The organism is Agitococcus lubricus (genome assembly GCF_003051055.1).
Lineage (GTDB): Bacteria > Pseudomonadota > Gammaproteobacteria > Pseudomonadales > Moraxellaceae > Agitococcus > Agitococcus lubricus.
This window is the reverse complement of the sequence record NZ_QAON01000004.1, coordinates 146,833-170,274: the sequence shown is the minus strand read 5'-3', so window position 1 is coordinate 170,274 and position 23,442 is coordinate 146,833. Positions and strand designations below refer to the sequence as shown.

Annotated in this window: 34 protein-coding genes; all 34 read left to right on the top strand. The window is 45.0% G+C overall.

Annotation, left to right across the window (positions count from 1 at the left end):
* Positions 1-49 precede the first annotated feature (49 nt).
* The 34 genes from fusA to C8N29_RS17295 all read left to right on the top strand — a co-directional run bounded on the left by fusA (position 50) and on the right by C8N29_RS17295 (position 23,412).
* Complete coding sequence (gene fusA, locus C8N29_RS05845) at positions 50-2,179, top strand: elongation factor G (protein ID WP_107865111.1); 2,130 nt, start codon at positions 50-52, stop codon at positions 2,177-2,179.
* 89 nt (positions 2,180-2,268) lie between these two features.
* Positions 2,269-3,459 carry an elongation factor Tu gene (gene tuf / locus C8N29_RS05840; protein ID WP_107865110.1) on the top strand — a complete coding sequence of 397 codons (1,191 nt, stop codon included), beginning with the start codon at positions 2,269-2,271 and terminating at the stop codon, positions 3,457-3,459.
* A gap of 347 nt (positions 3,460-3,806) precedes the next feature.
* Positions 3,807-4,118, top strand: coding sequence for a 30S ribosomal protein S10 (gene rpsJ / locus C8N29_RS05835; protein ID WP_107865109.1), 312 nt, complete (start codon positions 3,807-3,809; stop codon positions 4,116-4,118).
* Positions 4,119-4,173: 55 nt separating this feature from the next.
* On the top strand, positions 4,174-4,812 hold the full coding sequence (gene rplC / locus C8N29_RS05830) for a 50S ribosomal protein L3 (protein ID WP_107865108.1): 639 nt from the start codon (positions 4,174-4,176) through the stop codon (positions 4,810-4,812).
* Positions 4,813-4,824: 12 nt separating this feature from the next.
* Positions 4,825-5,427: a 50S ribosomal protein L4 gene (rplD, locus tag C8N29_RS05825; RefSeq protein WP_107865107.1), complete on the top strand. Its 603-nt coding sequence runs from the start codon at positions 4,825-4,827 to the stop codon at positions 5,425-5,427.
* Positions 5,424-5,723 carry a 50S ribosomal protein L23 gene (gene rplW, locus C8N29_RS05820; RefSeq protein ID WP_204509284.1) on the top strand — a complete coding sequence of 100 codons (300 nt, stop codon included), beginning with the start codon at positions 5,424-5,426 and terminating at the stop codon, positions 5,721-5,723. Before rplD ends, rplW begins: the two co-directional genes overlap by 4 nt.
* Positions 5,724-5,738: 15 nt before the next feature.
* The gene (gene rplB / locus C8N29_RS05815) at positions 5,739-6,563 is read left to right on the top strand and encodes a 50S ribosomal protein L2 (protein WP_107865105.1); all 825 of its coding nucleotides are present in this window, start codon (positions 5,739-5,741) and stop codon (positions 6,561-6,563) included.
* Between the two features lie 19 nt (positions 6,564-6,582).
* The gene (rpsS, locus tag C8N29_RS05810; RefSeq protein ID WP_107865104.1) at positions 6,583-6,858 is read left to right on the top strand and encodes a 30S ribosomal protein S19; all 276 of its coding nucleotides are present in this window, start codon (positions 6,583-6,585) and stop codon (positions 6,856-6,858) included.
* A 10-nt stretch (positions 6,859-6,868) separates the two neighbouring features.
* Entirely contained in the window at positions 6,869-7,198 is a 330-nt protein-coding gene (gene rplV / locus C8N29_RS05805) for a 50S ribosomal protein L22 (protein WP_107865103.1), read from the top strand.
* A 13-nt stretch (positions 7,199-7,211) separates the two neighbouring features.
* Positions 7,212-7,955 (top strand): 30S ribosomal protein S3, encoded by a 744-nt coding sequence (gene rpsC / locus C8N29_RS05800; protein ID WP_107865102.1) that lies wholly within the window; start codon positions 7,212-7,214, stop codon positions 7,953-7,955.
* Between the two features lie 5 nt (positions 7,956-7,960).
* The gene (rplP, locus tag C8N29_RS05795) at positions 7,961-8,374 is read left to right on the top strand and encodes a 50S ribosomal protein L16 (protein WP_107865101.1); all 414 of its coding nucleotides are present in this window, start codon (positions 7,961-7,963) and stop codon (positions 8,372-8,374) included.
* Positions 8,374-8,565 carry a 50S ribosomal protein L29 gene (gene rpmC, locus C8N29_RS05790; protein WP_107865100.1) on the top strand — a complete coding sequence of 64 codons (192 nt, stop codon included), beginning with the start codon at positions 8,374-8,376 and terminating at the stop codon, positions 8,563-8,565. Before rplP ends, rpmC begins: the two co-directional genes overlap by 1 nt.
* A 1-nt stretch (position 8,566) precedes the next feature.
* Positions 8,567-8,827 carry a 30S ribosomal protein S17 gene (gene rpsQ / locus C8N29_RS05785; RefSeq protein WP_107865099.1) on the top strand — a complete coding sequence of 87 codons (261 nt, stop codon included), beginning with the start codon at positions 8,567-8,569 and terminating at the stop codon, positions 8,825-8,827.
* A 130-nt stretch (positions 8,828-8,957) separates the two neighbouring features.
* On the top strand, positions 8,958-9,326 hold the full coding sequence (gene rplN, locus C8N29_RS05780) for a 50S ribosomal protein L14 (protein ID WP_107865098.1): 369 nt from the start codon (positions 8,958-8,960) through the stop codon (positions 9,324-9,326).
* Positions 9,327-9,337: 11 nt separating this feature from the next.
* The gene (rplX, locus tag C8N29_RS05775; protein WP_107865097.1) at positions 9,338-9,655 is read left to right on the top strand and encodes a 50S ribosomal protein L24; all 318 of its coding nucleotides are present in this window, start codon (positions 9,338-9,340) and stop codon (positions 9,653-9,655) included.
* A gap of 14 nt (positions 9,656-9,669) precedes the next feature.
* The gene (gene rplE / locus C8N29_RS05770) at positions 9,670-10,206 is read left to right on the top strand and encodes a 50S ribosomal protein L5 (RefSeq protein WP_107865096.1); all 537 of its coding nucleotides are present in this window, start codon (positions 9,670-9,672) and stop codon (positions 10,204-10,206) included.
* A 9-nt stretch (positions 10,207-10,215) separates the two neighbouring features.
* Positions 10,216-10,521: a 30S ribosomal protein S14 gene (gene rpsN / locus C8N29_RS05765; protein WP_107865095.1), complete on the top strand. Its 306-nt coding sequence runs from the start codon at positions 10,216-10,218 to the stop codon at positions 10,519-10,521.
* Between the two features lie 12 nt (positions 10,522-10,533).
* Positions 10,534-10,917 (top strand): 30S ribosomal protein S8, encoded by a 384-nt coding sequence (gene rpsH, locus C8N29_RS05760; protein WP_107865094.1) that lies wholly within the window; start codon positions 10,534-10,536, stop codon positions 10,915-10,917.
* A gap of 11 nt (positions 10,918-10,928) precedes the next feature.
* The gene (gene rplF, locus C8N29_RS05755; RefSeq protein ID WP_107865093.1) at positions 10,929-11,462 is read left to right on the top strand and encodes a 50S ribosomal protein L6; all 534 of its coding nucleotides are present in this window, start codon (positions 10,929-10,931) and stop codon (positions 11,460-11,462) included.
* 15 nt (positions 11,463-11,477) lie between these two features.
* Positions 11,478-11,828, top strand: a complete 351-nt coding sequence (gene rplR / locus C8N29_RS05750) for a 50S ribosomal protein L18 (protein ID WP_107865092.1) — start codon at positions 11,478-11,480, stop codon at positions 11,826-11,828.
* A 1-nt stretch (position 11,829) separates the two neighbouring features.
* A complete protein-coding gene (gene rpsE, locus C8N29_RS05745; RefSeq protein ID WP_107865091.1) occupies positions 11,830-12,327 on the top strand; it encodes a 30S ribosomal protein S5 in 498 nt (165 codons plus the stop codon).
* A gap of 4 nt (positions 12,328-12,331) precedes the next feature.
* Positions 12,332-12,514 carry a 50S ribosomal protein L30 gene (rpmD, locus tag C8N29_RS05740; RefSeq protein WP_107865090.1) on the top strand — a complete coding sequence of 61 codons (183 nt, stop codon included), beginning with the start codon at positions 12,332-12,334 and terminating at the stop codon, positions 12,512-12,514.
* A 4-nt stretch (positions 12,515-12,518) separates the two neighbouring features.
* The gene (rplO, locus tag C8N29_RS05735; protein ID WP_107865089.1) at positions 12,519-12,953 is read left to right on the top strand and encodes a 50S ribosomal protein L15; all 435 of its coding nucleotides are present in this window, start codon (positions 12,519-12,521) and stop codon (positions 12,951-12,953) included.
* Between the two features lie 41 nt (positions 12,954-12,994).
* The gene (secY, locus tag C8N29_RS05730; RefSeq protein WP_204509288.1) at positions 12,995-14,296 is read left to right on the top strand and encodes a preprotein translocase subunit SecY; all 1,302 of its coding nucleotides are present in this window, start codon (positions 12,995-12,997) and stop codon (positions 14,294-14,296) included.
* A 53-nt stretch (positions 14,297-14,349) separates the two neighbouring features.
* Positions 14,350-14,466 (top strand): 50S ribosomal protein L36, encoded by a 117-nt coding sequence (gene rpmJ / locus C8N29_RS05725; RefSeq protein ID WP_107865087.1) that lies wholly within the window; start codon positions 14,350-14,352, stop codon positions 14,464-14,466.
* A 95-nt stretch (positions 14,467-14,561) separates the two neighbouring features.
* Positions 14,562-14,918, top strand: a complete 357-nt coding sequence (gene rpsM, locus C8N29_RS05720) for a 30S ribosomal protein S13 (protein ID WP_107865086.1) — start codon at positions 14,562-14,564, stop codon at positions 14,916-14,918.
* A 22-nt stretch (positions 14,919-14,940) separates the two neighbouring features.
* Positions 14,941-15,330, top strand: a complete 390-nt coding sequence (rpsK, locus tag C8N29_RS05715) for a 30S ribosomal protein S11 (protein ID WP_107865085.1) — start codon at positions 14,941-14,943, stop codon at positions 15,328-15,330.
* 15 nt (positions 15,331-15,345) lie between these two features.
* On the top strand, positions 15,346-15,969 hold the full coding sequence (gene rpsD / locus C8N29_RS05710; RefSeq protein ID WP_107865084.1) for a 30S ribosomal protein S4: 624 nt from the start codon (positions 15,346-15,348) through the stop codon (positions 15,967-15,969).
* Positions 15,970-16,014: 45 nt separating this feature from the next.
* Entirely contained in the window at positions 16,015-17,019 is a 1,005-nt protein-coding gene (locus C8N29_RS05705; protein ID WP_107865083.1) for a DNA-directed RNA polymerase subunit alpha, read from the top strand.
* Between the two features lie 71 nt (positions 17,020-17,090).
* Positions 17,091-17,474, top strand: coding sequence for a 50S ribosomal protein L17 (rplQ, locus tag C8N29_RS05700; protein WP_107865082.1), 384 nt, complete (start codon positions 17,091-17,093; stop codon positions 17,472-17,474).
* Positions 17,475-17,953: 479 nt separating this feature from the next.
* Complete coding sequence (locus C8N29_RS05695; protein ID WP_107865081.1) at positions 17,954-18,991, top strand: efflux RND transporter periplasmic adaptor subunit; 1,038 nt, start codon at positions 17,954-17,956, stop codon at positions 18,989-18,991.
* Entirely contained in the window at positions 18,991-22,041 is a 3,051-nt protein-coding gene (locus tag C8N29_RS05690) for an efflux RND transporter permease subunit (RefSeq protein WP_107865080.1), read from the top strand. Before C8N29_RS05695 ends, C8N29_RS05690 begins: the two co-directional genes overlap by 1 nt.
* Complete coding sequence (locus tag C8N29_RS05685; protein ID WP_107865079.1) at positions 22,022-23,038, top strand: MBL fold metallo-hydrolase; 1,017 nt, start codon at positions 22,022-22,024, stop codon at positions 23,036-23,038. The genes C8N29_RS05690 and C8N29_RS05685 overlap by 20 nt, the downstream gene beginning before the upstream one ends.
* 242 nt (positions 23,039-23,280) lie before the next feature.
* Positions 23,281-23,412, top strand: a complete 132-nt coding sequence (locus tag C8N29_RS17295; RefSeq protein WP_275656199.1) for a hypothetical protein — start codon at positions 23,281-23,283, stop codon at positions 23,410-23,412.
* The last annotated feature ends 30 nt before the right edge of the window (positions 23,413-23,442 follow it).

Here is a 23,442-nt window from a genome sequence, read left to right as displayed (position 1 = left end):
CTGTAAGGTCTTTCTGTTGTAAGAAAGACCTTCAAACGAGTACATTATCATGGCGAGAAATACCCCGCTCGCACATTACCGTAATATTGGTATTAGTGCGCACATTGACGCTGGTAAGACAACCACGACGGAGCGCGTGTTGTATTACACAGGTGTTAATCACAAAATTGGTGAAGTTCATGAAGGCGCGGCCACCATGGACTGGATGGAGCAAGAACAAGAGCGTGGTATTACCATTACCTCTGCGGCAACGACTTGTTTTTGGTCTGGTATGGCAAATAATTTTGCTAAACACCGTATTAACATCATTGATACGCCTGGTCACGTTGACTTCACCATCGAAGTAGAACGTTCTATGCGTGTACTTGATGGTGCATGTATGGTGTATTGTGCGGTTGGTGGTGTTCAACCTCAATCTGAAACCGTATGGCGTCAAGCTAACAAGTACAAAGTGCCGCGTATTGCCTTTGTTAACAAGATGGACCGTACAGGTGCAAACTTCTTCCGCGCTGTTGAACAGATGAAGACACGTTTGGGTGCTAATCCAGTGCCAATCGCGATTCCTGTCGGCGAAGAAGAACACTTTGAAGGGATTATTGACTTAGTCAAAATGAAAGCCATTATTTGGGATGAAGCATCCCAAGGCATGAAGTTTGAATATGGTGATATTCCTGCGCATTTAGTCGCTTCTGCGAATGAATGGCGTGAAAAGATGGTCGAAGCAGCTGCCGAAGCCTCTGAAGAATTGATGAACGAGTACTTAGAAAACGGTGACTTAAGCGAAGAACAAATCGTTCAGGCTTTACGCATGCGTACTATTGCTTGTGAAATCCAACCCATGCTTTGTGGTTCTGCCTTCAAAAACAAGGGCGTACAAGCGATGTTGGATGCCGTGATTCAATACTTGCCTGCGCCAGGCGATGTTGAGGCTATCAAAGGTATTTTAGACGACAAAGACGAAACCGAAGGTGAGCGTATTGCCTCTGACGATGAGCCATTTGCTGCCTTAGCGTTCAAAATCATGAACGATAAGTTTGTTGGTTCTTTAACCTTTATTCGTGTTTACTCTGGTGTGTTAAAAACAGGTTCTGCGGTGTGGAATCCTGTAAAAATGAAGAAAGAACGTATCGGTCGTATCGTGTTAATGCATGCGAACGAACGTGAAGACGTTGAAGAAATCCGCGCAGGTGATATTGCTGCGGTTGCTGGCTTAAAAGACGTCACCACAGGTGATACCTTGTGTGATGAAAATCATATCATCACGCTTGAGCGTATGGTGTTCCCAGAGCCGGTTATTTCTTTAGCCGTTGAGCCAAAAACCAAAGGCGACCAAGAAAAAATGGGTATCGCGTTAGGACGTTTGGCCAAAGAAGACCCTTCCTTCCGCGTTTGGACAGATGAAGAATCCAGTCAAACCATTATTGCGGGTATGGGTGAATTACACTTAGAAATTCTTGTTGACCGTATGAAGCGTGAGTTTGGTGTCGAAGCCAACATCGGTAAGCCACAAGTTGCTTACCGTGAAACGATTCGTAAGAGCGTTGAACAAGAAGGTAAGTTTGTTCGTCAAACAGGTGGTCGTGGTAAGTTCGGTCACGTCTTCTTGCGTTTAGAGCCATTAGATACCGAAGTGGCTAACTATGAGTACGCGGTAGAAGTCGTTGGTGGTACTGTACCAAAAGAATTCTTCGGTGCGGTTGACAAGGGTATTCAAGAACGTATGAAAAATGGCGTTCTTGCCGGTTATCCAGTGGTTGGCGTTAAGGCAACCTTGTTTGATGGCTCATACCACGACGTTGACTCCGACGAATTGTCCTTCAAAATGGCAGGCTCGATGGCATTCCGTCAAGGCTTTATGAAAGCCGACCCCGTATTACTTGAACCCATCATGAAGGTCGAAGTAGAAACACCCGAAGACTACATGGGCGACATCATGGGCGACTTAAACCGTCGTCGCGGCGTGATTCAAGGTATGGAAGATTTGCCTGGTGGCACTAAACAAATTCGTGTTGAAGTGCCCTTGTCCGAAATGTTTGGTTATGCAACCTCCATGCGTTCGATGTCTCAAGGTCGTGCCACTTACTCCATGGAGTTTGTGAAATACGCCGAGACACCTAAAAACGTTGCGGACGCGATTGTGGCTAAATTTGCAGGTAAAGGCAGCAAAGACGACGAGTAATGGTCGTTCCTTGCAAGTATTGTTAGATTGTTAATAACGATAATCCTCTTGCCTAAGTTGGTGAGAGGGTTTTTTAAGAGGATTAAAAAATGGCTAAGGCTAAGTTTGAACGTAATAAGCCGCACGTAAACGTGGGCACGATTGGTCACGTTGACCACGGTAAAACGACATTAACGGCTGCGATTGCGACGATTTGTGCAAAGGTACACGGTGGTGAAGCCAAAGGTTACGACCAAATTGACTCTGCACCAGAAGAGAAGGCACGTGGTATTACCATTAACACTGCGCACGTTGAGTATGACTCTACCAACCGTCACTACGCACACGTAGACTGTCCAGGCCACGCTGACTATGTTAAAAATATGATCACGGGTGCTGCTCAGATGGACGGCGCGATTTTAGTGTGTTCGGCTGCTGACGGCCCGATGCCACAAACACGCGAACACATCTTATTGTCTCGTCAAGTAGGCGTACCATTCATCGTTGTGTTCTTGAACAAGTGCGATATGGTTGACGACGAAGAATTATTAGAATTGGTTGAGATGGAAGTACGTGACTTGTTAAGCAAGTACGATTTCCCAGGTGACGACACGCCAATCATCCGTGGTTCTGCCTTACAAGCATTAAATGGCGAAACAGGTCCATTTGGTGTGGACTCGGTATTAAAATTAGTTGATACCTTAGACTCTTACATCCCTGAGCCAGTTCGTGCGATTGACCGTCCATTCTTGTTGCCAATCGAAGACGTATTCTCGATTTCTGGTCGTGGTACAGTTGTGACTGGTCGTGTAGAACGCGGTATCATCAAGGTTGGTGAAGAAGTTGAGATTGTGGGTATCAAAGATACCGCAAAATCGACCTGTACTGGCGTTGAAATGTTCCGTAAGTTATTAGACGAAGGTCGTGCTGGCGAGAACTGCGGTATTTTATTACGTGGTATCAAGCGTGAAGATATCCAACGTGGTCAAGTATTGGCGAAGCCTGGTACGATTAAGCCACACACCCAATTCTTGGCAGAAGTGTATGTGTTGAGCAAAGATGAAGGTGGTCGTCATACGCCATTCTTCAAAGGCTACCGTCCGCAGTTTTACTTCCGTACAACGGATGTGACTGGCTCTATCACGTTACCAGAAGGTGTAGAGATGGTTATGCCAGGTGACAACATTCAGATGACGGTTGAATTGATTCACCCGATTGCGATGGACGAAGGTTTACGCTTCGCTATCCGTGAAGGCGGTCGTACCGTCGGCGCTGGCGTCGTCGCTAAAATTATCAAGTAATTTTATTATTTGATATAAAAAAGGAGGCGAAAGCCTCCTTTTTGTTTTTAATACACCCTAATCGTATTTTACTAATGACCACTTAAATTGATGGCTCAGTGAAAGATGGCAATGATAATAGGTTATTACCAGAATAAAAAAGATTGATAAAATGGATTGCAAAGCACTAGATACTGGGATATGATTCGCCACCCGCTAAAGAGTTGGGTTAATAAAGTGTTCCTAATGTTAAATAAGAGCACTTTTTACAGCTAGGGCATCGTTCTTAGCATAGTTTTTATGGCTTTTCGCTGTTCTATATAAACAGGCGAAGAGGCTTTTTTATTTTTTGGCTTGGAGTTGCTGGTATGGCTAACCAGAGAATCCGCATTCGCCTGAAAGCGTTTGATCATCGTTTGATTGATCAATCTGCTCAGGAGATCGTTGAGACCGCCAAGCGCACTGGCGCACAGGTTTGTGGTCCGATTCCGATGCCCACTCGCATCGAACGCTTTAACGTGCTGACTTCGCCGCATGTCAATAAAGATGCCCGCGATCAGTACGAGATCCGCACCCATAAAAGATTGGTGGATATCGTGCAACCTACAGACAAAACTGTAGATGCATTGATGAAACTTGATCTCGCTGCTGGTGTTGATGTGCAGATTAGTTTGGGTTAATCGTTTTCCGTATCGCGCTACTTGATAAAGTGGCGTTAAAAAGAGGTTAGAGGAAATGGCTATTGGTTTAGTCGGTCGTAAATGCGGCATGACACGTATCTTCACTGAAGCGGGTAGCTCTATACCTGTTACAGTGATTGAAATCGATCCTAACCGCATCACTCAGATTAAAACCTTAGAAACCGACGGCTATCAAGCAGTACAAGTAACCACTGGCGAACGTCGTGCTTCTCGCGTAACCAAGGCGATGGCTGGGCATTTTGCTAAAGCAGGTGTTGCAGCGGGTCGTGGTGTTTGGGAATTCCGTGTGAGCGGCGATGAAGCTGCAAATTATGCAGTGGGTGCTAGCATTGGTTTAGATGCTTTTGCAGTAGGTCAGATGGTTGACGTTACTGGTACTAGCAAAGGTAAAGGTTTCCAAGGCGGTGTAAAGCGCTGGAACTTCCGTACACAAGATGCAACTCATGGTAACTCCGTGTCGCACCGTGTGCATGGTTCTACGGGTCAAAACCAGTCTCCTGGTCGCGTGTTCAAAGGCAAAAAAATGGCCGGTCATTTAGGTGACGAGCAAGTGACAGTACAGGGCTTGGAAGTGATTTCCGTTGATGTCGAACGGTCTGTGCTTTTAATTAAAGGTGCGGTTCCGGGGGCAACTGGCTACGATGTGATTGTACGTCCATCGGTTAAGGCCTAAGGGGAGCTAAGCGTGAATCTGAAGACTGTTTCCGGCGCAGCTGTTGAGCTGTCCGAAGTTGCCTTCGGCAAAGAATTTAACGAGGCGTTAGTGCATCAGGTTGTCACCGCATATTTAGCGGGTGGTCGCCAAGGCACACGTGCTCAAAAAACACGTGCTGAAGTAAGTGGTGGTGGTAAGAAGCCTTTTAAACAAAAAGGTACTGGCCGCGCGCGTGCAGGTTCTATCCGTAGTCCATTATGGCGCGGCGGCGGCAAGATTTTTGCTGCTAAGCCTCAAGATTGGGCTCAGAAAGTTAACCGCAAAATGTACCGTGGCGCGATGCAATGTATTTTGGCTGAATTAGTACGTCAAGAGCGTTTAATTTTAGTTGATGACATGACAGTTGCAGCACCAAAAACTAAAGAGTTGGTAGCTAAGCTCAAGGGCTTGGGTGCTGAGAATGCTCTGATTGTGACTGAAGCGATTGATGAGAACTTATACCTTGCTGCTCGTAACTTGCCACATGTGGCAGTTATTGATACCGCAGCAATCGATCCAGTAAGCCTGATCGGTTATGACAAGGTGTTAATGTCTGTGCCAGCCGCTAAAAAATTAGAGGTGGAATTGGGATGAACAACGAACGTTTATACCAAGTAATCCTTGGCCCACACATCTCCGAGAAAGCAAATATCATCGCTGAAACCCAAAATCAAGTGGTTTTCAAGGTGCGTACAGATGCTACTAAGCTCGAGATCAAGAAAGCAGTAGAAAAACTATTGGGCGTACAAGTTCAAGCAGTTAACACTGTGTTGGTTAAAGGCAAAAATAAAGGTTTTGGTCGCACACCAGGCCGTCGTTCTGACTTCAAAAAAGCCTACATTACATTACCTGCAGGCACAGAAGTTCAGTTAGCTGACGTAGCTGAGTAAAGGTGAGGATGCGTTATGCCAATTGTAAAATGTAAACCAACGTCACCAGGTCGTCGTTTTGTTGAGAAGGTCGTTAATCCTGACCTTTATAAAGGTCGCCCTTACGCACCTTTAGTCGAAAGCAAAAAGAAAACAGGTGGCCGTAATAACAATGGTCATATCACTACCCGTCATATCGGTGGTGGTCACAAGCAGTTATACCGTGTGATTGACTTTAAGCGTAACAAAGATGGCGTGCCTTCGGTTGTTGAGCGTTTAGAGTACGATCCAAACCGTTCTGCTAATATTGCTTTGTTAAAATATGCTGATGGTGAGCGTCGTTATATCATTGCTCCTAAAGGCTTAAAAGTGGGTGATCCTGTTCAATCAGGTGATGACGCCCCAATCAAAGTAGGTAATACATTACCTTTACGTAATATGCCACTTGGTGCAACTTTACACTGTATCGAATTAAAAGTAGGCAAGGGCGCTCAATTAGCTCGTGCTGCTGGTACTTCTGTACAGTTGTTAGGTCGTGACGGTGCTTATGCTATTGTGCGCTTGCGCTCTGGTGAAATGCGTAAAGTACACGTTGACTGTCGTGCAACGTTTGGTGAAGTGTCCAACGCCGAACACAGCTTACGCTCTTTAGGTAAAGCTGGTGCTAGTCGTTGGCGCGGTGTTCGTCCGACTGTTCGTGGTACTGCGATGAACCCAGTTGACCATCCGCACGGTGGTGGTGAGGGACGTACATTTGGTAAGCATCCAACCACTCCGTGGGGCGTGCAGACCAAGGGTTACAAAACTCGTAGTAATAAGCGTACGACTAATATGATCGTTCGCGATCGTCGCGTCAAGTAATAGGAAGAGGAGACTAACTGTGCCTCGTTCACTTAAGAAAGGCCCGTTTGTAGATACGCATCTTTTTGCGAAAGTTGAAGCTGCTATTGCTTCGAACTCCAGAAAGCCGATCAAAACTTGGTCGCGTCGGTCAATGATTTTGCCAGAAATGGTTAGTCTAACCATCGCTGTCCATAACGGTCGTCAGCATGTGCCAGTATTAATTTCCGAGCATATGGTTGGCCATAAACTCGGCGAGTTCGCACCCACCCGCACTTATCGCGGTCACGGTGTTGACAAGAAAGCCAAACGCTAAGGGGTGAGTAATGGAAGCTGTTGCTAAACTTCGCGGCGCACCAATCTCTGCCCAGAAAGCTCGTTTAGTGGCTGATCTGGTGCGTGGTATGCCAGTGGGGCAAGCGCTGAATACTTTAGAATTCAGCACCAAAAAAGCAGCCCATTTTGTTAAGAAAGTACTCGAGTCAGCGATTGCTAACGCCGAGCATAACAATGGGGCTGACGTGGATGAGCTCAAAGTCGCCACGATCTTTGTTGATGAAGGTATTACGTTGAAACGTATCATGCCACGTGCTAAAGGCCGTGCTGATCGTATCAGTAAACGTACTTGCCATATCACCGTCAAAGTCGCGGAATAAGTGGGGTCGGGAAATGGGTCAAAAAGTTCATCCAATAGGCATTCGTCTTGGTGTGATCAAGCGTCATAATGCCAACTGGTATGCTAGTCCAAAAAACTATGCTGATTTTTTGCTTACTGACTTAGCTGTTCGTGAGTATTTGTATAACAAGCTCAAGAGCGCTGCGGTAAGCCGTATTTTGATTGAACGTCCATCTGAGACAGCTCGTATTACTATCAGTACAGCACGTCCAGGCATCATCATCGGTAAAAAAGGTGAAGATGTTGAGCGTTTAGGTCGCGAAGTATCGAAGTTGATGAAGACGCCAGTTCAAATCAACATTGATGAAATTCGTAAACCAGACTTAGATGCACGTTTAGTGGCAGAAAGCATTGCTGCACAGTTAGAAAAGCGCGTGATGTTCCGTCGTGCGATGAAACGTGCTGTGCAAAACACGATGCGTGCAGGTGCCAAAGGTATCAAAGTTGAAGTATCAGGCCGTTTAGGTGGTGCAGAGATTGCACGTTCTGAATGGTACCGTGAAGGTCGTGTGCCTTTACATACTTTACGTGCCGACATCGATTATTCCATCATGCGTGCCGAAACAACCTATGGCTGTATTGGCGTGAAAGTTTGGATCTTCAAAGGTGAAATTTTGGGCGGTATGGCGCAAGCAATGCAACCTGCACCTGTAGAAGAAGCTAAACCCGCTAAAAAGCGTAGTGACCGTGAAGATCGCGGTGGTCGCGGCGGTCGCAACGCGGAAGCAAGAGGGTAATAGTCATGTTACAGCCTAAACGTACTAAGTTCCGTAAGGTTCATAAAGGCCGTAATACAGGTTTAGCTCATCGTGGTAGTACCGTTGCTTTTGGTAGCATCGCGTTAAAATCCCTTGAGCGTGGTCGTATTACTGCCCGTCAAATTGAAGCAGCGCGTCGTACGATTACTCGTCGTGTGAAGCGTGGCGGTAAAATCTGGATTCGTGTCTTCCCAGACAAGCCAATTACCGAAAAACCCTTAGAAGTTCGTATGGGTAACGGTAAAGGTAATGTTGAATATTGGGTTGCCGAAATTCAACCAGGTAAGATCCTCTATGAAATCGAAGGTGTTTCTGAGGAATTAGCGCGTCAAGCATTTGCGTTGGCTGCTGCTAAATTACCTGTAAAAACAACCATCGTGACGCGGACGGTGATGTAATGAAAGCAACAGAATTACGTCAAAAGACTGTCGAGGAACTCAAGACTGAGCTTGATGGCCTCCAGTTGCAGCAATTTAAGCTGCGTATGGCGAAAGCAACTGGCCAACTCGCCAAGACGCATCAGGTAGGGCAGGTTCGTAAAGATATCGCCCGTATCAAAACAGTCTTGACAGAAAAACAAGGTGGCTGAGATGACAGAGCAGACCAAAACCCAACGGACATTGACTGGTAAAGTCATCAGCAACAAGATGGATAAGTCCATTACTGTGTTGATTGAGCGTCTCGTCAAACATCCGAAGTACGGTAAGTACATTCGTCGCTCCACCAAGTTGCACGCACATGATGAAAACAATGTGTGTCAAGAAGGCGATATTGTTACCATCGCAGAATGTCGTCCAATTTCCAAGACTAAGACTTGGACTTTGGTCGCTGTGGTTGAATCGGTACAATAACTTGGAACGCTAGGCAGAAAAATTATTCTGCCTATATTCTAAATAAGCTGATTTTTACTTGTATCCCTGTGCAATATTGGGTAGCATTAGCGCCCCTTCGCATGGGGTTCTCTAGGTTTGGAGTAGAGCAATGATTCAGACCGAAACGATGCTCGAAGTAGCAGATAACAGTGGCGCGCGTCGCGTACAGTGCATCAAAGTACTGGGCGGCTCTCATCGTCGTTACGCTACAGTGGGCGATATTATCAAGGTCACGGTCAAGGAAGCAATTCCTCGTGGCAAGGTTAAGAAAGGTGATGTAATGAACGCTGTGGTTGTGCGTACCAAATTTGGTATTCGCCGTCCAGACGGTTCGTTAATCCGTTTTGATGACAATGCTGCGGTGTTGCTGAATAACCAAAAAGCCCCCATCGCTACCCGTATTTTCGGGCCGGTAACTCGCGAATTGCGTACTGAGCAATTCATGAAAATCATCTCGCTGGCACCTGAAGTGCTGTAAGGGTGGGACTCATGGCAAAGATTAAAAAAGGTGACGAAGTTGTCGTCATCACTGGTAAAGATAAAGGCAAACGTGGCACTGTGGTGTCCGTTGCTGATGAACGTGTCACTGTAGGCGGTATCAACTTGGTTAAAAAACACGTTAAGCCGAATCCGGCTCGTGGCACCCAAGGTGGTATCGTTGAAAAAGAAGCCGCTTTAGCAATCTCTAATGTTGCTATTGTGAATCCTGAGACACAAAAAGCAGATCGCGTCGGTTACAAGTTGTTAGAAGATGGCACAAAAGTTCGTGTTTTCAAGTCTAACGGCGCTGTGATCAACGCTAAGTAATAGGTTGGTTTGACATGGCCAGACTAAGAGGCGTGTACAAAAATGAACTAGCTCTTAAATTAAAAGAAGAGTTAGGTCTTGAGAATGTGATGCAAGTCCCTCGCATCACAAAAATTACTCTGAATATGGGAGTGGGCGGTGCCGCGCAAGATAAAAAGATGCTTGATGGTGCCGTGGCCGATATGCAGCTGATTTCTGGCCAGAAACCCGCTATTACTCTCGCACGTAAATCAATTGCAGGCTTTAAGATTCGTGAAGGCTGGCCAATTGGTTGCAAAGTGACATTGCGTGGCGACCGTATGTACGAATTTTTGGATCGTTTGATTTTTATTACGATTCCACGTATTCGTGACTTCCGCGGTTTTAGCCCCAAAGCATTTGATGGCCGTGGTAATTACAGCATGGGCATCAAAGAACAAATCGTGTTCCCCGAAATTGACTTTGACAAAATCAGTCAAATCCGTGGTTTAGATATTACCATTACCACCACAGCGGCTACCGACGATCAAGGTCGTGCGTTACTGCGTGCTTTCGGTTTCCCATTTAAGTGAGAACGCGCCATGGCAAAACAAAGCATGATTAACCGCGAAGCCAAACGCGAAAAGGCAGTTGCTAAATATGCTGAATTACGTCAGCAGTTAAAAGCAACCATTAAAAACGTTAATTTGAGTGATGAAGAGCGTTGGGCTGCAATGTTGAAATTGCAATCTTTACCACGTAACTCGTCGCCAATTCGTTTGCGTAATCGTTGTGGTGTGACTGGTCGTCCTCACGGTTATTTCCGTAAGTTCGGTTTAGCACGTACTAAATTACGTGAAGCTGTGATGCAGGGTGATGTACCAGGCGTCGTTAAGGCTAGCTGGTAAGAGGAAAGACGCATGAGTATGCAAGATACCGTTGCCGATATGCTCACTCGCATTCGCAACGCGCAATTAGCTCGTAAGCAAACCGTCGCTATGCCAGTTTCTAAACTGAAAACAGCGATTGCAAATTTATTGCTCGATGAAGGTTATATTTCTTCTGTAGAAGCTGAAGGGTTATCCTTAACCTTAGGCTTAAAATACTACGAAGGTAAGCCTGTTATCGAAAAAATTCAGCGTGTTAGCCGTCCAGGTTTACGCATTTATAAAGCAAAAGATGAATTAAAGCCAATTAAACAAGGCTTAGGTATTCTGATTGTTTCTACTAACAAAGGCATCATGACCGATCGCGCCGCTCGTGCAGCTGGTGTGGGTGGTGAAGTGATTGCTCTCGTTTCTTGATAGGTGCAAGCATGTCTCGCGTGGCTAAAGCTCCAGTTGCTCTCCCAAAAGGGGTAGAAGTGACTCTTAATGGCCAAGACCTACAAGTGAAGGGTAGCAAAGGTGTATTAACACTGTCTCTTCACAACTTGGTTGAAGCTAAACAAGAGGGTGAAACCTTAGTATTCACACCTCGTCAAAATACACAAGCAGCGTGGATGCAAACAGGTACTGCCCGTGCCTTAGCAAATAACGTTGTTAAAGGTGTAAGTGCTGGTTTTGAGCGTAAGTTGCAATTAATCGGTGTGGGTTATAAAGCAGCCGCTAAAGGTAAAGTATTAAACTTAGCTTTAGGCTTCTCTCATCCTATCGATTATGAATTGCCAGAAGGTGTGACTGCTGAAACGCCAACACCCACTGAAATCATTCTGAAATCTTCCAACAAAGCCTTGTTGGGTCAGGTTGCTGCTAATGTTCGTGCTTTCCGTCCGCCAGAGCCGTATAAAGGCAAGGGTGTACGTTATGCGGATGAAGTTGTTCTCCGTAAGGAAGCCAAGAAGAAATAACGCGTGAGGTTCGTCATGAACGAAAAGAAAGAAGCTCGCTTACGGCGCGCCAAAAGCACTCGTTTGAAAATTCGTCAGTTGGGTGCTGTACGTCTGTGTGTCAACCGCACGCCGCGTCATATTTATGCTCAAGTCATTTCTGCATGTGGTGGAAAAGTCTTAGCTCAAGCCTCTACTTTAGATGCTGGTTTACGTGATGGTGCTACTGGCAACGTCGAAGCCGCTAAAAAAGTAGGTTTGTTAGTTGCTGAACGTGCTAAAGCTGCTGGTGTTACCAAAGTTGCTTTTGACCGTTCTGGCTTTCAATATCATGGCCGCATTCAGGCTTTAGCTGATGCTGCCCGCGAAGGCGGTTTGGAGTTCTAAAATGGCTAAAGTTGAACAAAACGAAGGCTTTGTTGAGAAGCTCGTTGCCGTTAATCGTGTTGCTAAAGTTGTTAAAGGTGGTCGTATTTTCTCGTTCACCGCATTAACTGTTGTTGGCGATGGTAAAGGTAAAGTTGGTTTCGGTCGTGGTAAAGCCCGTGAAGTGCCTGCTGCTATTCAAAAAGCATTAGAAGCTGCTCGTCGTAACATGATTAGTGTTGAATTAAACGGTACAACCTTACAACACGAAATCATTGCTCAACACGGTGCTTCTCGTATTTACATGCAACCCGCCTCTGAAGGTACGGGTGTAATTGCCGGTGGTGCAATGCGTGCGGTATTGGAAGTTGCAGGTGTACAAAACGTGTTAGCTAAGTGCTACGGCTCTACAAATGCTAACAACGTGGTTCACGCTACTTTCAAAGGCTTGGCATCTATGTCTTCGCCAGAGCAAGTTGCAGCAAAACGCGGCAAAACTGTAGAAGAAATTCTGGGGTAAGATCATGACCCAAGCAACTATTAAAGTTACGCAAATTCGCTCCAGTGCGCATAAGTTAAAAAACCACAAGCTTTGCTTACAAGGTTTAGGCTTACGTCGTATTGGTCATACCGTAGAAGTGTTAGACACACCTTCTAACCGTGGCATGATTAACAAGGTGTATTATCTTGTGAAAGTGGGAGAGTAAACCCATGCGCTTAAATGAATTAAGTCCTGCTGAAGGCTCTAAGTTTGCAGGTAAACGCTTAGGTCGTGGTATTGGCTCTGGCCTAGGTAAGACAGGTGGTCGTGGTGTTAAAGGCCAAACCTCTCGTTCTGGCGGCGGTATTCGTCCCGGTTTCGAAGGCGGTCAAATGCCAATTTATCGTCGTTTGCCAAAGTTTGGCTTCACTTCCTTAAAGTCTCAGGTAACAGCCGAAGTGCGTTTATCTGAATTGGCTTATGTTGAAGGTGAAGAAGTGACTTTGGCTTCTTTGAAAGCAGCAAATGTCGTTCGTAAAGACATGGTGCGTGCCCGTATCATCCTTTCGGGTGAAATTGGTCGTGCAGTCACCGTTAAAGGTGTTGTCGTTACTAAAGGCGCACGTGCTGCAATCGAAGCTGCTGGCGGTAAAGTTGAGGAATAATCCGAATGGCAAATACCCGTAATGAGGCAGCACGTGCGGCTATGCAGTCGCCTGGTATGCGTCAAGGCTTAAGTGAGCTTTGGGGACGTATCATATTTTTGTTTGTCGCTTTAGTGGTATTCCGCCTAGGAGCCCATGTGCCAGTTCCAGGAATTAACCCTGCGAAACTGGCGCAGTTATTTGAACAAAATAAAGATACGATTTTAAGTTTATTTAATATGTTTTCGGGCGGTGCCTTAGAGCGTATGTCTATCTTAGCTCTAGGAATTATGCCTTATATTTCTGCTTCCATTATTATGCAGTTGATGACAACTATCAGTCCTCAGCTTGAAGCATTAAAGAAGGAAGGGGAGGCAGGCCGTCGTAAAATTAATCAATATACTAGATACGGTACAGTTATTTTAGGTTTTGTCCAAGCGGTAGGGATGTGTTCTGGCTTGCTTAGTCAGGGTATCACACTCACCACAGGTTTAGCATTTTATGTGCCCGCCGTTGTCAGTTTGGTGGCAGGTACCGTATTTTTAATGTGGTTAGGTGAACAAATTACCGAACGTGGTATTGGCAATGGTATTTCCATGCTCATCTTCGCAGGTATTGTTGCAGGCATTCCTTCAGCGATTGGTATGTCCTTAGAGTCGACACGTCAAGGTGAAATGAGCATGTTGGGCTTGTTAATCTTGTTTTTGTTGGCAGTTGTCGTGGTGGGTGCCGTTGTATTTATGGAGCGCGGCCAGCGTCGCATTACGGTTAATTATGCGCAACGCCAACAAGGCCGTCGTTTATATGCAGCCCAACAAAGTCACTTACCATTAAAAATTAATATGGCAGGTGTTATTCCTGCAATTTTTGCAAGCTCTTTGTTGTTGTTCCCTGCCAGTATTGGTCAGTGGTTTGCTCAGTCGCCGAATCCGACGACAACGCAACGTATTATTCAGGATATTACCCTGGTCTTGTCACCAGGTCAGCCTTTGTATTTGTTGTTGTTTGCAATTTTGATTATTTTCTTCTGCTATTTCTACACGGCGTTGATGTTTAACCCTAAAGACGTAGCAGATAATTTGAAGCGCTCTGGTGCCTATATTCCTGGTATTCGTCCAGGAGAACAGACAGCAAAATACATTGATAGTGTATTAGCGCGCTTAACATTGGTAGGGGCGTTGTATATTACAGCGGTCTGTTTGTTGCCGATGTTGTTACAAGTTGCGTTTAATGTGCCTTTTTATTTGGGCGGTACATCATTGCTAATCGTTGTAGTAGTAGTGATGGATTTTATGTCTCAAGTACAGGCACATTTAATGTCACATCAGTATGGCTCACTGATGAAAAAAGCCAATCTTAAGTAATATCTTTTGATTATCAAACACTTAAGATTTGTGTTGATTTAAGTAGGTGTATTATGAAAGTTCGTGCTTCAGTCAAAAAAATTTGCGGTAGCTGCAAAGTTGTACGCCGCAATGGCACAATCCGCGTTATTTGTAGCGCGGAACCCCGCCACAAACAGCGTCAAGGTTAAACTTCGCTGTTGATTTCCGCAAGCTGTGGCGATACAATCGCGCCCTTTCGCGGCTTGGCGGATTATCGCAACCGCTTTCTGTGGAGAATAAGTGAATGGCTCGTATAGCCGGCGTTAATATTCCAGATAACAAACACGCGGTTATCTCGTTAACTTATATTTTTGGTATTGGTCGTACTACTTCCGCTAAAATCTTAGCAGCTGTAGGTATTGCACCAGCAACAAAAATCAAAGATTTATCAGATAGCCAATTAGATGCACTTCGTGCTGAAGTGGCCAAGTTACCAACTGAAGGTGATTTGCGTCGTGAAATCTCGATGAACATCAAACGATTGATGGACTTAGGCTGCTACCGCGGTTTACGTCATCGTCGTGGTTTGCCTGTCCGTGGTCAACGTACGAAAACTAATGCTCGTACGCGTAAAGGCCCACGTAAGGCAATTAAAAAGTAATTAGCCCCTCGGAAGCTAAAAGATGGCAAAAGACAATCAGCGCAATCGGAAAAAGGTCAATCGCACCGTTTCTGAAGGTATGGCGCATATTCACGCTTCTTTTAATAACACCATTGTGACAATTACCGATCGTCAAGGTAATGCACTGGCCTGGGCCACTAGCGGTGGTCAGGGCTTCCGTGGTTCGCGTAAATCGACTCCCTTTGCCGCACAGGTAGCTGCTGAAGTTGCTGGTAAGGCTGCACAAGAATACGGTCTAAAAAACTTAGACGTGCTCGTAAAAGGTCCGGGTCCTGGTCGTGAATCCGCGGTTCGTGCATTAAATTCAGTTGGTTATAAAATCAACAGTATTACCGACGTGACGCCAATTCCTCATAATGGCTGTCGTCCTCCTAAAAAACGTCGCGTGTAACAGGAGACTTGAAGAATGGCACGTTATATTGGTCCTAAGTGCAAGCTCTCCCGTCGCGAAGGCACGGATTTGATGCTGAAGTCTGGCGTTCGTGCGTTAGACTCTAAATGTAAAATTGACACACCACCTGGCGTACACGGTGCTTCTCGTAAAGGTAAGTTGTCCGATTACGGTACTCAGTTGCGTGAAAAACAAAAAGTTCGCCGTATTTATGGTGTTCTTGAGCGTCAGTTCAGCAATTATTACAAAGAAGCAGCTCGCTTAAAGGGTGCAACAGGTGAAAACTTATTGCAACTTTTAGAAAGCCGTTTAGATAACGTGGTATACCGTATGGGCTTTGGTGCAACTCGCTCCGAAGCACGTCAATTGGTTAGCCATCGTTCGATTACCTTAAATGGTCGTCGCGTAAATATCGCTTCTATGCAAGTACAACCAGGTGATGTGGTTGCTGTGTATGAAAAGGCTAAGAATCAATTACGCATTAAGAGTGCAATTGAATTAGCTGGCCAACGCGGTACACCTTCTTGGTTAGATGTTGATCACAGTAAAATGGAAGGTACATTCAAGGCATTGCCTGAGCGTGCTGATCTTCCAGCTGAAATCAATGAAAGCTTGATTGTTGAGTTGTACTCTAAGTAAGGTTTTAACCTGACTCAGTTTTGAGTGGTTTTGAGGTGGCATTCCATGACGCGCACCAATGAGTTTTTAACTCCTCGCACCATTGCAGTTAATGCATTCAGTGCAACCCACGCCAAAGTGATTTTGGAGCCGCTTGAACGCGGCTTCGGTCATACGCTTGGTAATGCCTTGCGTCGCATTTTGTTATCTTCGTTGCCTGGTGCAGCGGTAGTTGAAGCAGAAATCGAAGGTGTGGATCACGAGTACAGTACACTCGAAGGTTTGCAAGAAGACATCATTGAATTATTGTTAAACTTGAAGGGTTTGGCAATTAAGTTGTTTGAGCAAAATGAAGCTGTATTGACCGTAGATTTTAAAGGTCCAGGTGTTGTGACAGCAGCAGACTTAAGTTTGCCGCACAATGTTGAGTTGGTGAATCCAGAACACCACATTGCAACATTGGGTAACAATGGTCACTTAAAGATGAAGCTGAAAGTGGCGCGTGGCCGTGGCTATGAGCCCGTTGATGCGCGTTATGCTGAAGGCGAAACTCGTCCAATCGGTCGCTTACAATTAGATGCAAGCTATAGCCCCATTAAGCGTGTAGCTTATGTCGTTGAAAGTGCACGTGTTGAACAACGTACTGACCTCGATAAATTAGTGATCGACTTAGAAACTAATGGCACTATTGAGCCAGAAGAAGCTATTCGTCGTGCAGCGACTATTCTCCAGCAACAAATTGCAGTGTTTGTTGATTTACAAAAAGATCATCAACCTGTAGCTAAAGCTGAACCAGAAACAGTAGACCCAATCTTATTGCGTCCTGTGGATGATTTAGAGTTGACTGTTCGCTCCGCTAACTGTCTCAAAGCTGAAAATATTTATTATATCGGTGATTTGGTTCAACGTACTGAAGTTGAACTGCTCAAGACGCCAAACTTGGGTAAAAAATCATTGACCGAAATTAAAGATGTGCTGGCTTCCAAAGGCCTGTCGTTGGGTATGCGTTTAGATAACTGGCCTCCAGCTAGCTTGCGTGCTGACGATCGTTTTGCCTATCGTAGCCGCTAATCGCTTAACCTTTTTAGGCTTGCTTTTCGGTTAGTGATGAGTAAGCCCCGATATTTTAGGAAGTTTTAGCCATGCGTCATCGTAACAGTGGTGTCAAACTCGGTCGTAACAGCAGTCATCGTCATGCTTTGTTTCAGAACTTGGCGATTTCTTTGTTTGAACATGAGTTAATTCATACTACTTTACCTAAAGCAAAAGAGTTGCGCCGTGTTGCCGAGCCACTCATTACTTTAGCAAAAGTAGATAGTGTTGCTAATCGTCGTTTAGCGTTTGCCCGTACTCGTAACAAAGCAACTGTTGCTAAGTTATTTAATGAGTTAGGTCCTCGTTATAAAACCCGTAACGGCGGTTATTTACGTGTTTTGAAAGCTGGTTTCCGTGCTGGTGATGCAGCACCGATGGCTTATGTTGAGTTGGTCGATCGTCCAGCTCCACAAGCGCCAGCAGCTGAATAAGCGTAATTGCTAAAAAAGCCGACTTTATGTCGGCTTTTTTTATGCCTAATGCGATAATATTTTTTGTTTTTGAGCCTGTATCTGTTTTCTGGGCGCTTTTTATTGCGCTTAGTGATGCATCGACATACTTTCAACGTTGAATTCTTTCTTGTTAATACTTTTCCTTCACGATAAAAAATCGTTCAAAAGCTACGCCATTGCGCATGATAATAAATGAGTCTTATTTACATTTCGCTACTAATTTTCCATGTTTGCACACTGTACTAAGTAGTACACATGAATTAAGGTGTTGATGGAAACAATGCCAGATTCAGGTTGGTATGGCAGTTTTAGTCTTAGGACAGTATCTCGCTCAGCCTTGAGTAGGATGGTCTGTTTTTTCCAGTTCATCATCGGTCAATCAATCATCTGTATAAAACAGTGTGTTCTGGTACTGTGTTTATATAGTGGGCAATATGCATAAATAAGCGGAGTTTGGTATGAAGATGCGTGTATGGGTAATGTTATGGCTGTGTTTTACAGGGATACCCTCATGGACATTTGCACAAACGCCGACTAAAAAGCCACCCCCTACTGTCGAGGTACAAACTGTCACGCGGGCAAAAGTGATGAATAGTTTGACAGCGATTGCGACAGTACGCGCGTCGGAGTCTGTGGTGCTTAAACCCGAAGTGGCTGGACGTGTGACCGCAATTAAGTTTCAAGAAGGGCAGACAGTGAAACAAGGCCAATTACTGATTCAATTGGATGATGATTTGCTGAATGCAGAATTAGAGACGGCTCAAGCCAGTTTAGATTTAGCACAAGCAGAATATCGACGTTATCAAGCCTTAATCAAAGAACAACAAATTTCTGCGTTAGATTATGAACGTAAAAAAGCAGAGTTAAGTCAAGCCAAAGCAGCAGTGAGTTTGGTGCAGGCGAAGTTACGTCAAAAACAAATTCGAGCGCCTTTTACGGGGCTGCTCGGTATACGTAGTGTTGCTATGGGTGATGTGGTGCAAGCCAACCAAAGTCTCGTTCGTCTTAGTGCCTTATCGCCACTGAAATTAGATATTAAAGTCCCTGAAACACAAGCTAAATCCATTTATGTCGGCCAGTCTTTAACGGTGAGTATAGATGCGGTCACAGGCCTCACACTGAATGCCCAAGTGCAAGCGATAGAACCTGCATTAGATAGTACGACTCGCGCTTTAATTGTCCGTGCATTAACACGTCAAGGCGACAACAGAGTGAAAGAAGGAATGACGGCTCGTGCAAGTTTTGTCCTGAATCAACGTGACGATATTGTCATTCCCGAACAGGCCTTAGTTGCTCAACGTGGGAAATTTGTGGTTTATACCGTCAAAAATAATATCGCAACAGCAGTCCCTGTGGTTGTGGGTAGCCGTCAAGTAGGTAAAGTAGCGATTCAATCAGGTTTACAAGAGGGTGATGCCATTGTTGTTTCAGGGCAAAATAAATTAAGTAAACCAGAAATGCCGATTAACGCGGTGATGGTGCAGGGGGCATTATAATGCAATTACCTGCACTCTGTATCAAACGTCCTGTTCTAGCGATTGTGATGAATCTGCTGATTGTATTGGCAGGTCTGTTGGCTTTTGACCGTCTAACGGTGCGTGAGTATCCAAACATTGATATTCCAACCGTTACCGTTGATACCACCTATTCTGGCGCAAGCGCGGCGATTGTAGAATCGACGGTGACTAAAATTCTTGAAGACTCGTTGTCGGGGATAGAAGGTATTGACTATCTTTCATCCATTAGCCGAACAGGCCGTAGTCAAATTACGATTGCCTTTAAGCAGGGGCGAGAAATTGACAGTGCCACTTCGGACGTGCGTGACCGTGTGTCACGGGTGCGCGGTAAATTGCCAGACACCATAGATGAACCTGTTATTACCAAAACAGAAGCGGATGCTCAGCCAATCATTTGGTTAGCTTTTTCCTCTACCCGCCATAATCCATTACAAATCAATCAATTTGCCGATAAACAAGTTAAAAGTCGTTTACAGACCTTAGATGGTGTTGCCGATATTCGCATTTTTGGTGAACGTCGTCCTGCGATGCGTATTTGGTTAGACAGTGAAAAATTATCACGTTTTAGTTTGACCCCTCAAGATGTAGAAGCTACTTTGCGCGCTCAAAATGTCGAAATTCCATCAGGTCGAGTCGAAAGTTTGCAACGCGAGTTTTCGGTCTTGGCAGAAACCGATGTCAATACACCCGAACAATTTGGCCAACTGATTATTCGTCAAGAAGCGGGCTTACTGGTGCGTGTTGCCGATGTCGCACGTGTGGAAATTGCTCCTGAAGATGTACGTCGTATCGCACGTTTTAATGGCACACCTGCGGTTGCTTTAGGGGTGATTAAAACCTCGACCGCCAACCCACTCGAAGTCTCTAAAGCTGTTCGTGCCGAGTTGCCTAAAATTGAAGAAAGTCTGCCAGAAGGTATGCAAGTACGTTTGGCTTATGACTCATCCGTCTTTATTCAAGAGTCGATTGATTCGGTACAACGTACGATTTTAGAAGCAGTCGCTTTAGTGATTTTAGTCATTTTTATTTTCTTGCGTAGTTTGCGTGCCACATTGATACCCGTGATTACTATTCCAGTGTCTTTGATTGGCGCATTGATTTTTATGCAGATTTTTGGCTTTTCCATCAATACCTTGACCTTATTAGCGATGGTATTAGCGATTGGTTTGGTCGTAGACGATGCCATTGTGGTGCTAGAAAATATCTATCGGCATATTGAAGAAGGAAAAACACCTGTACAAGCAGCCATTCAAGGTTCAAAAGAAATTGCCTTTGCCGTATTGGCCATGACGTTTACCTTGGCCGCTGTCTTTGCCCCCATTGCATTTACTGAAGGAAGAACGGGGAAATTATTTGCTGAGTTTGCACTGACCTTAGCCGCGGCGGTGATAGTGTCTGGTTTTTGTGCGTTGACCTTATCTCCCATGATGAGCTCACGTTTACTGACGGCGCATCAACCGGACAGTAATGTTATCTATCGCGCCATCGAACGTGGCCTAAATGCAATGACCGCGGCTTATGAGTGGTTATTGACACGGCTCTTAGTATGGCGTTGGTTAGTGTTGTCACTTTCTCTAGTGGCAATCGGTGCGATGGTTGTGATGTTTAAGGCCTTACCGTCAGAATTATCGCCTATAGAAGATAGAGGGGTCATTGTGTCCATCGGTATTGGCCCAGAAGGCGCCACGCCTCAGTACTTTGATAAATATGCCCAGCAAGTGGAGCAGATTTATAGTCAAGTCCCTGAGCGTGCATCTACCTTTTTGATTATTGGCTTTCCTGATGAAACCAAATTTATCAGCTTTAACCGTTTTATTCCGTGGGCGGAACGTGAACGTACAACAGCGATGATAGTGCCCAACCTGATGCCGCAACTGTCACAAGTTCCAGGTGTGATGGCCTTAGCTACACTGCCACCTTCTTTAGGGCAAGGCACGTCCAGCTCCCCCATAGAATTCGTGTTACAAACCACAGGGAGTTATGCTGACTTAGGTAAAATGATTGGTCAGTTGATGGAAAAATTGGCGCAAAATCCTAATATTGTGAATCCTATTCCTGACTTAAAATTGAATAAGCCACAGTTATCACTCGCCGTCGACCGAGATAAAGCCGCTTTATTAGATGTGGGTGTTGCTGATATTGGTAAAACCTTAGAAACGCTATTAGGGAGTCGTAAGGTGACGACGTTTAAGTTAGATGGCGACCAGTATGATGTTATGTTGCAATTGGAAGATGATGGTCGACGTACCCCCGACCAATTGCAGCAAATTTATGTGCGCAATAGCCAAGGTCAAATTTTGCCTTTGTCAGCGTTGATTACCATGCAAGAAACAGTCAGTCCTGCGGAGTTAAACCATTTTAATAAACTCCGCTCAGCCAAAATTACCGCCAGTTTGGCGGAGGGTTATGCGATGGGCGATGCGGTGGCTTATATGCAGCAAGCGATGGTCGATATCAATAATCCCACAATGTCCTATGATTGGGCTGGGCAAACCCGCGAATTTTTAACCTCGGGCGATGCCTTGGCCAAAGCCTTTATCTTGGCGGTCTTGTTTATTTACTTAGTCTTAGCAGCACAGTTTGAAAGTTTTAGAGACCCCTTTATTATTCTGTTCTCTGTGCCTTTGGCCATGTTGGGGGCAATTTGGGCGTTAAAATTAACGGGTGGTACACTCAATGTGTATAGTCAAATTGGTTTAATTACACTGGTGGGTTTAATCAGTAAACATGGTATTTTATTGGTTGAATTTGCCAACCAGTTACAAGAACAAGGACGCACTAAAATACAAGCCGTGGTCGAGTCGGCAAGTTTGCGCTTACGTCCGATTTTGATGACAACGGCGGCGATGGTGTTAGGTGCTGTGCCTCTAGCCATAGCAGTCGGCGCAGGGGCAGAAGTACGACATCCGATTGGTTGGGTGATTGTGGGGGGCATGACAATAGGTACATTATTTACACTGTTTGTGATTCCCTGTCTTTATTTGGTGATTGGTCGAGTGCACAGTGAACATGACAACAAAAACCTATAGTTTGCCTACTAAAAATGTCACTAACGAGGTTTGGCAAAAACCCAATCTTGAGGTAGACCTGTCTTATTATAATGGCCAAACGTTTTATAATCCGTGGCAACGCGAAGAGCGTAACAATGCCGCTTTGTTTAAGTGGATATTAACGCGTGAAAATAAAACATGGCCACAGCAGCAAAACCAGCCCTGTCTTGAGTTCCCCCTGACGCAATACAGTGAGCAATTATCGGATTGGAAACTATGGTTTGTTGGCCATGCAACGGTTTTGCTACAAATTGGCAAATATAACTTTTTGACTGACCCTGTTTGGGCGCAGCGTTGTAGTCCTTTTGCTATGGTGGGACCAAAGCGTGTGCGTCCCGCAGGTATTGCCTTAGAGGATATTCCCCCGTTAACCGCTGTTTTATTAAGTCATAATCATTATGATCACCTAGATACGGCTACTTTATTATGGCTACATCAACGTGACCAAATGCCCATTATCACAGGCTTAGGTAATGGCGTGTATTTACGTCAATATGGCATGAAGGTCATCGAACTGGCATGGTGGCAGCACTATACCTGTGCGGACGGGGTAGACATCCATTATTTACCGGCTAAGCATTTTTCGGGACGGGGCGTTAGAGATAGAAATGCAGCCTTATGGGGCAGTTTATCGGTCAATACTGCCTTTGGTTATGCCTATTTTGCGGGAGATACAGGTTATGCACCCCACTTTCGGGAGATTTATCAACAATTAGGTGCGCCACGTCTTGCCTTACTACCAATTGGTGCCTATGAGCCTAGAGCCTTGATGAAGCAAGTACACATGAATCCACAAGATGCGGTGCAAGCACATCGCGATTTACAGGCAGAGTTGTCCGTTGGTATTCATTTTAATACCTTTCAACTCACCGATGAGGCCATTGACCAGCCTGTACAAAGGCTAAATCAGCTATTGATAGAAAACACCTTAAATCCTTTTATTGTCTTAGCAGAAGGCGAGGGTTATTGTGTGTAGTATCAATTGTTTGAGTGTTAGGACTTGACCGCAAAATTGGAGGCATAAAAATCACGATATCGGTTGTTTTGTGCGTTTAGTCACAAAAAAATTGATTTACAGTCGATAGTCAAGTCTACAAAATCAAAAGTAGGCGTTGGTCAATAAAAAAGCGCCTATTATCTATTGGTAGTTGACTATTTAATGGCTTGAAAATATTTTTTAATCATAGTCTTCTATAATTAAGAGTGCTGGAGGCCATTATGTACATTTTATATGCAGTTTTACAGCAGCTATTGACATCTCGCCCATCCCAGTCTCGTATTGACGAGCAAGCGCAACCGCTAAAAATTCGTATTGTTCCAGTTCATACTAAAGACCAGCATCATAAATAAATGTTTTAGTTTTACGCCAATCAAGACTGC

Bases quoted from the DNA above. Each gene is read 5' to 3' on its own strand.
- rplV (WP_107865103.1), top strand. From the start codon at position 6,869: ATGGAAGCTGTTGCTAAACTTCGCGGCGCACCAATCTCTGCCCAGAAA.
- rpsJ (WP_107865109.1), top strand. From the start codon at position 3,807: ATGGCTAACCAGAGAATCCGCATTCGCCTGAAAGCGTTTGATCATCGT.
- C8N29_RS17295 (WP_275656199.1), top strand. From the start codon at position 23,281: ATGTACATTTTATATGCAGTTTTACAGCAGCTATTGACATCTCGCCCA.
- rpmC (WP_107865100.1), top strand. From the start codon at position 8,374: ATGAAAGCAACAGAATTACGTCAAAAGACTGTCGAGGAACTCAAGACT.
- C8N29_RS05695 (WP_107865081.1), top strand. From the start codon at position 17,954: ATGAAGATGCGTGTATGGGTAATGTTATGGCTGTGTTTTACAGGGATA.
- rplQ (WP_107865082.1), top strand. From the start codon at position 17,091: ATGCGTCATCGTAACAGTGGTGTCAAACTCGGTCGTAACAGCAGTCAT.
- rpmJ (WP_107865087.1), top strand. From the start codon at position 14,350: ATGAAAGTTCGTGCTTCAGTCAAAAAAATTTGCGGTAGCTGCAAAGTT.
- rplF (WP_107865093.1), top strand. From the start codon at position 10,929: ATGTCTCGCGTGGCTAAAGCTCCAGTTGCTCTCCCAAAAGGGGTAGAA.
- fusA (WP_107865111.1), top strand. From the start codon at position 50: ATGGCGAGAAATACCCCGCTCGCACATTACCGTAATATTGGTATTAGT.
- rplN (WP_107865098.1), top strand. From the start codon at position 8,958: ATGATTCAGACCGAAACGATGCTCGAAGTAGCAGATAACAGTGGCGCG.
- rplP (WP_107865101.1), top strand. From the start codon at position 7,961: ATGTTACAGCCTAAACGTACTAAGTTCCGTAAGGTTCATAAAGGCCGT.
- rpsN (WP_107865095.1), top strand. From the start codon at position 10,216: ATGGCAAAACAAAGCATGATTAACCGCGAAGCCAAACGCGAAAAGGCA.
- C8N29_RS05685 (WP_107865079.1), top strand. From the start codon at position 22,022: ATGACAACAAAAACCTATAGTTTGCCTACTAAAAATGTCACTAACGAG.
- rplR (WP_107865092.1), top strand. From the start codon at position 11,478: ATGAACGAAAAGAAAGAAGCTCGCTTACGGCGCGCCAAAAGCACTCGT.
- rpsH (WP_107865094.1), top strand. From the start codon at position 10,534: ATGAGTATGCAAGATACCGTTGCCGATATGCTCACTCGCATTCGCAAC.
- C8N29_RS05690 (WP_107865080.1), top strand. From the start codon at position 18,991: ATGCAATTACCTGCACTCTGTATCAAACGTCCTGTTCTAGCGATTGTG.
- rpsQ (WP_107865099.1), top strand. From the start codon at position 8,567: ATGACAGAGCAGACCAAAACCCAACGGACATTGACTGGTAAAGTCATC.
- rplX (WP_107865097.1), top strand. From the start codon at position 9,338: ATGGCAAAGATTAAAAAAGGTGACGAAGTTGTCGTCATCACTGGTAAA.
- rplO (WP_107865089.1), top strand. From the start codon at position 12,519: ATGCGCTTAAATGAATTAAGTCCTGCTGAAGGCTCTAAGTTTGCAGGT.
- secY (WP_204509288.1), top strand. From the start codon at position 12,995: ATGCAGTCGCCTGGTATGCGTCAAGGCTTAAGTGAGCTTTGGGGACGT.
- rplW (WP_204509284.1), top strand. From the start codon at position 5,424: ATGAACAACGAACGTTTATACCAAGTAATCCTTGGCCCACACATCTCC.
- rpmD (WP_107865090.1), top strand. From the start codon at position 12,332: ATGACCCAAGCAACTATTAAAGTTACGCAAATTCGCTCCAGTGCGCAT.
- rplC (WP_107865108.1), top strand. From the start codon at position 4,174: ATGGCTATTGGTTTAGTCGGTCGTAAATGCGGCATGACACGTATCTTC.
- C8N29_RS05705 (WP_107865083.1), top strand. From the start codon at position 16,015: ATGACGCGCACCAATGAGTTTTTAACTCCTCGCACCATTGCAGTTAAT.
- tuf (WP_107865110.1), top strand. From the start codon at position 2,269: ATGGCTAAGGCTAAGTTTGAACGTAATAAGCCGCACGTAAACGTGGGC.
- rpsD (WP_107865084.1), top strand. From the start codon at position 15,346: ATGGCACGTTATATTGGTCCTAAGTGCAAGCTCTCCCGTCGCGAAGGC.
- rpsK (WP_107865085.1), top strand. From the start codon at position 14,941: ATGGCAAAAGACAATCAGCGCAATCGGAAAAAGGTCAATCGCACCGTT.
- rpsC (WP_107865102.1), top strand. From the start codon at position 7,212: ATGGGTCAAAAAGTTCATCCAATAGGCATTCGTCTTGGTGTGATCAAG.
- rpsM (WP_107865086.1), top strand. From the start codon at position 14,562: ATGGCTCGTATAGCCGGCGTTAATATTCCAGATAACAAACACGCGGTT.
- rplE (WP_107865096.1), top strand. From the start codon at position 9,670: ATGGCCAGACTAAGAGGCGTGTACAAAAATGAACTAGCTCTTAAATTA.
- rpsE (WP_107865091.1), top strand. From the start codon at position 11,830: ATGGCTAAAGTTGAACAAAACGAAGGCTTTGTTGAGAAGCTCGTTGCC.
- rplB (WP_107865105.1), top strand. From the start codon at position 5,739: ATGCCAATTGTAAAATGTAAACCAACGTCACCAGGTCGTCGTTTTGTT.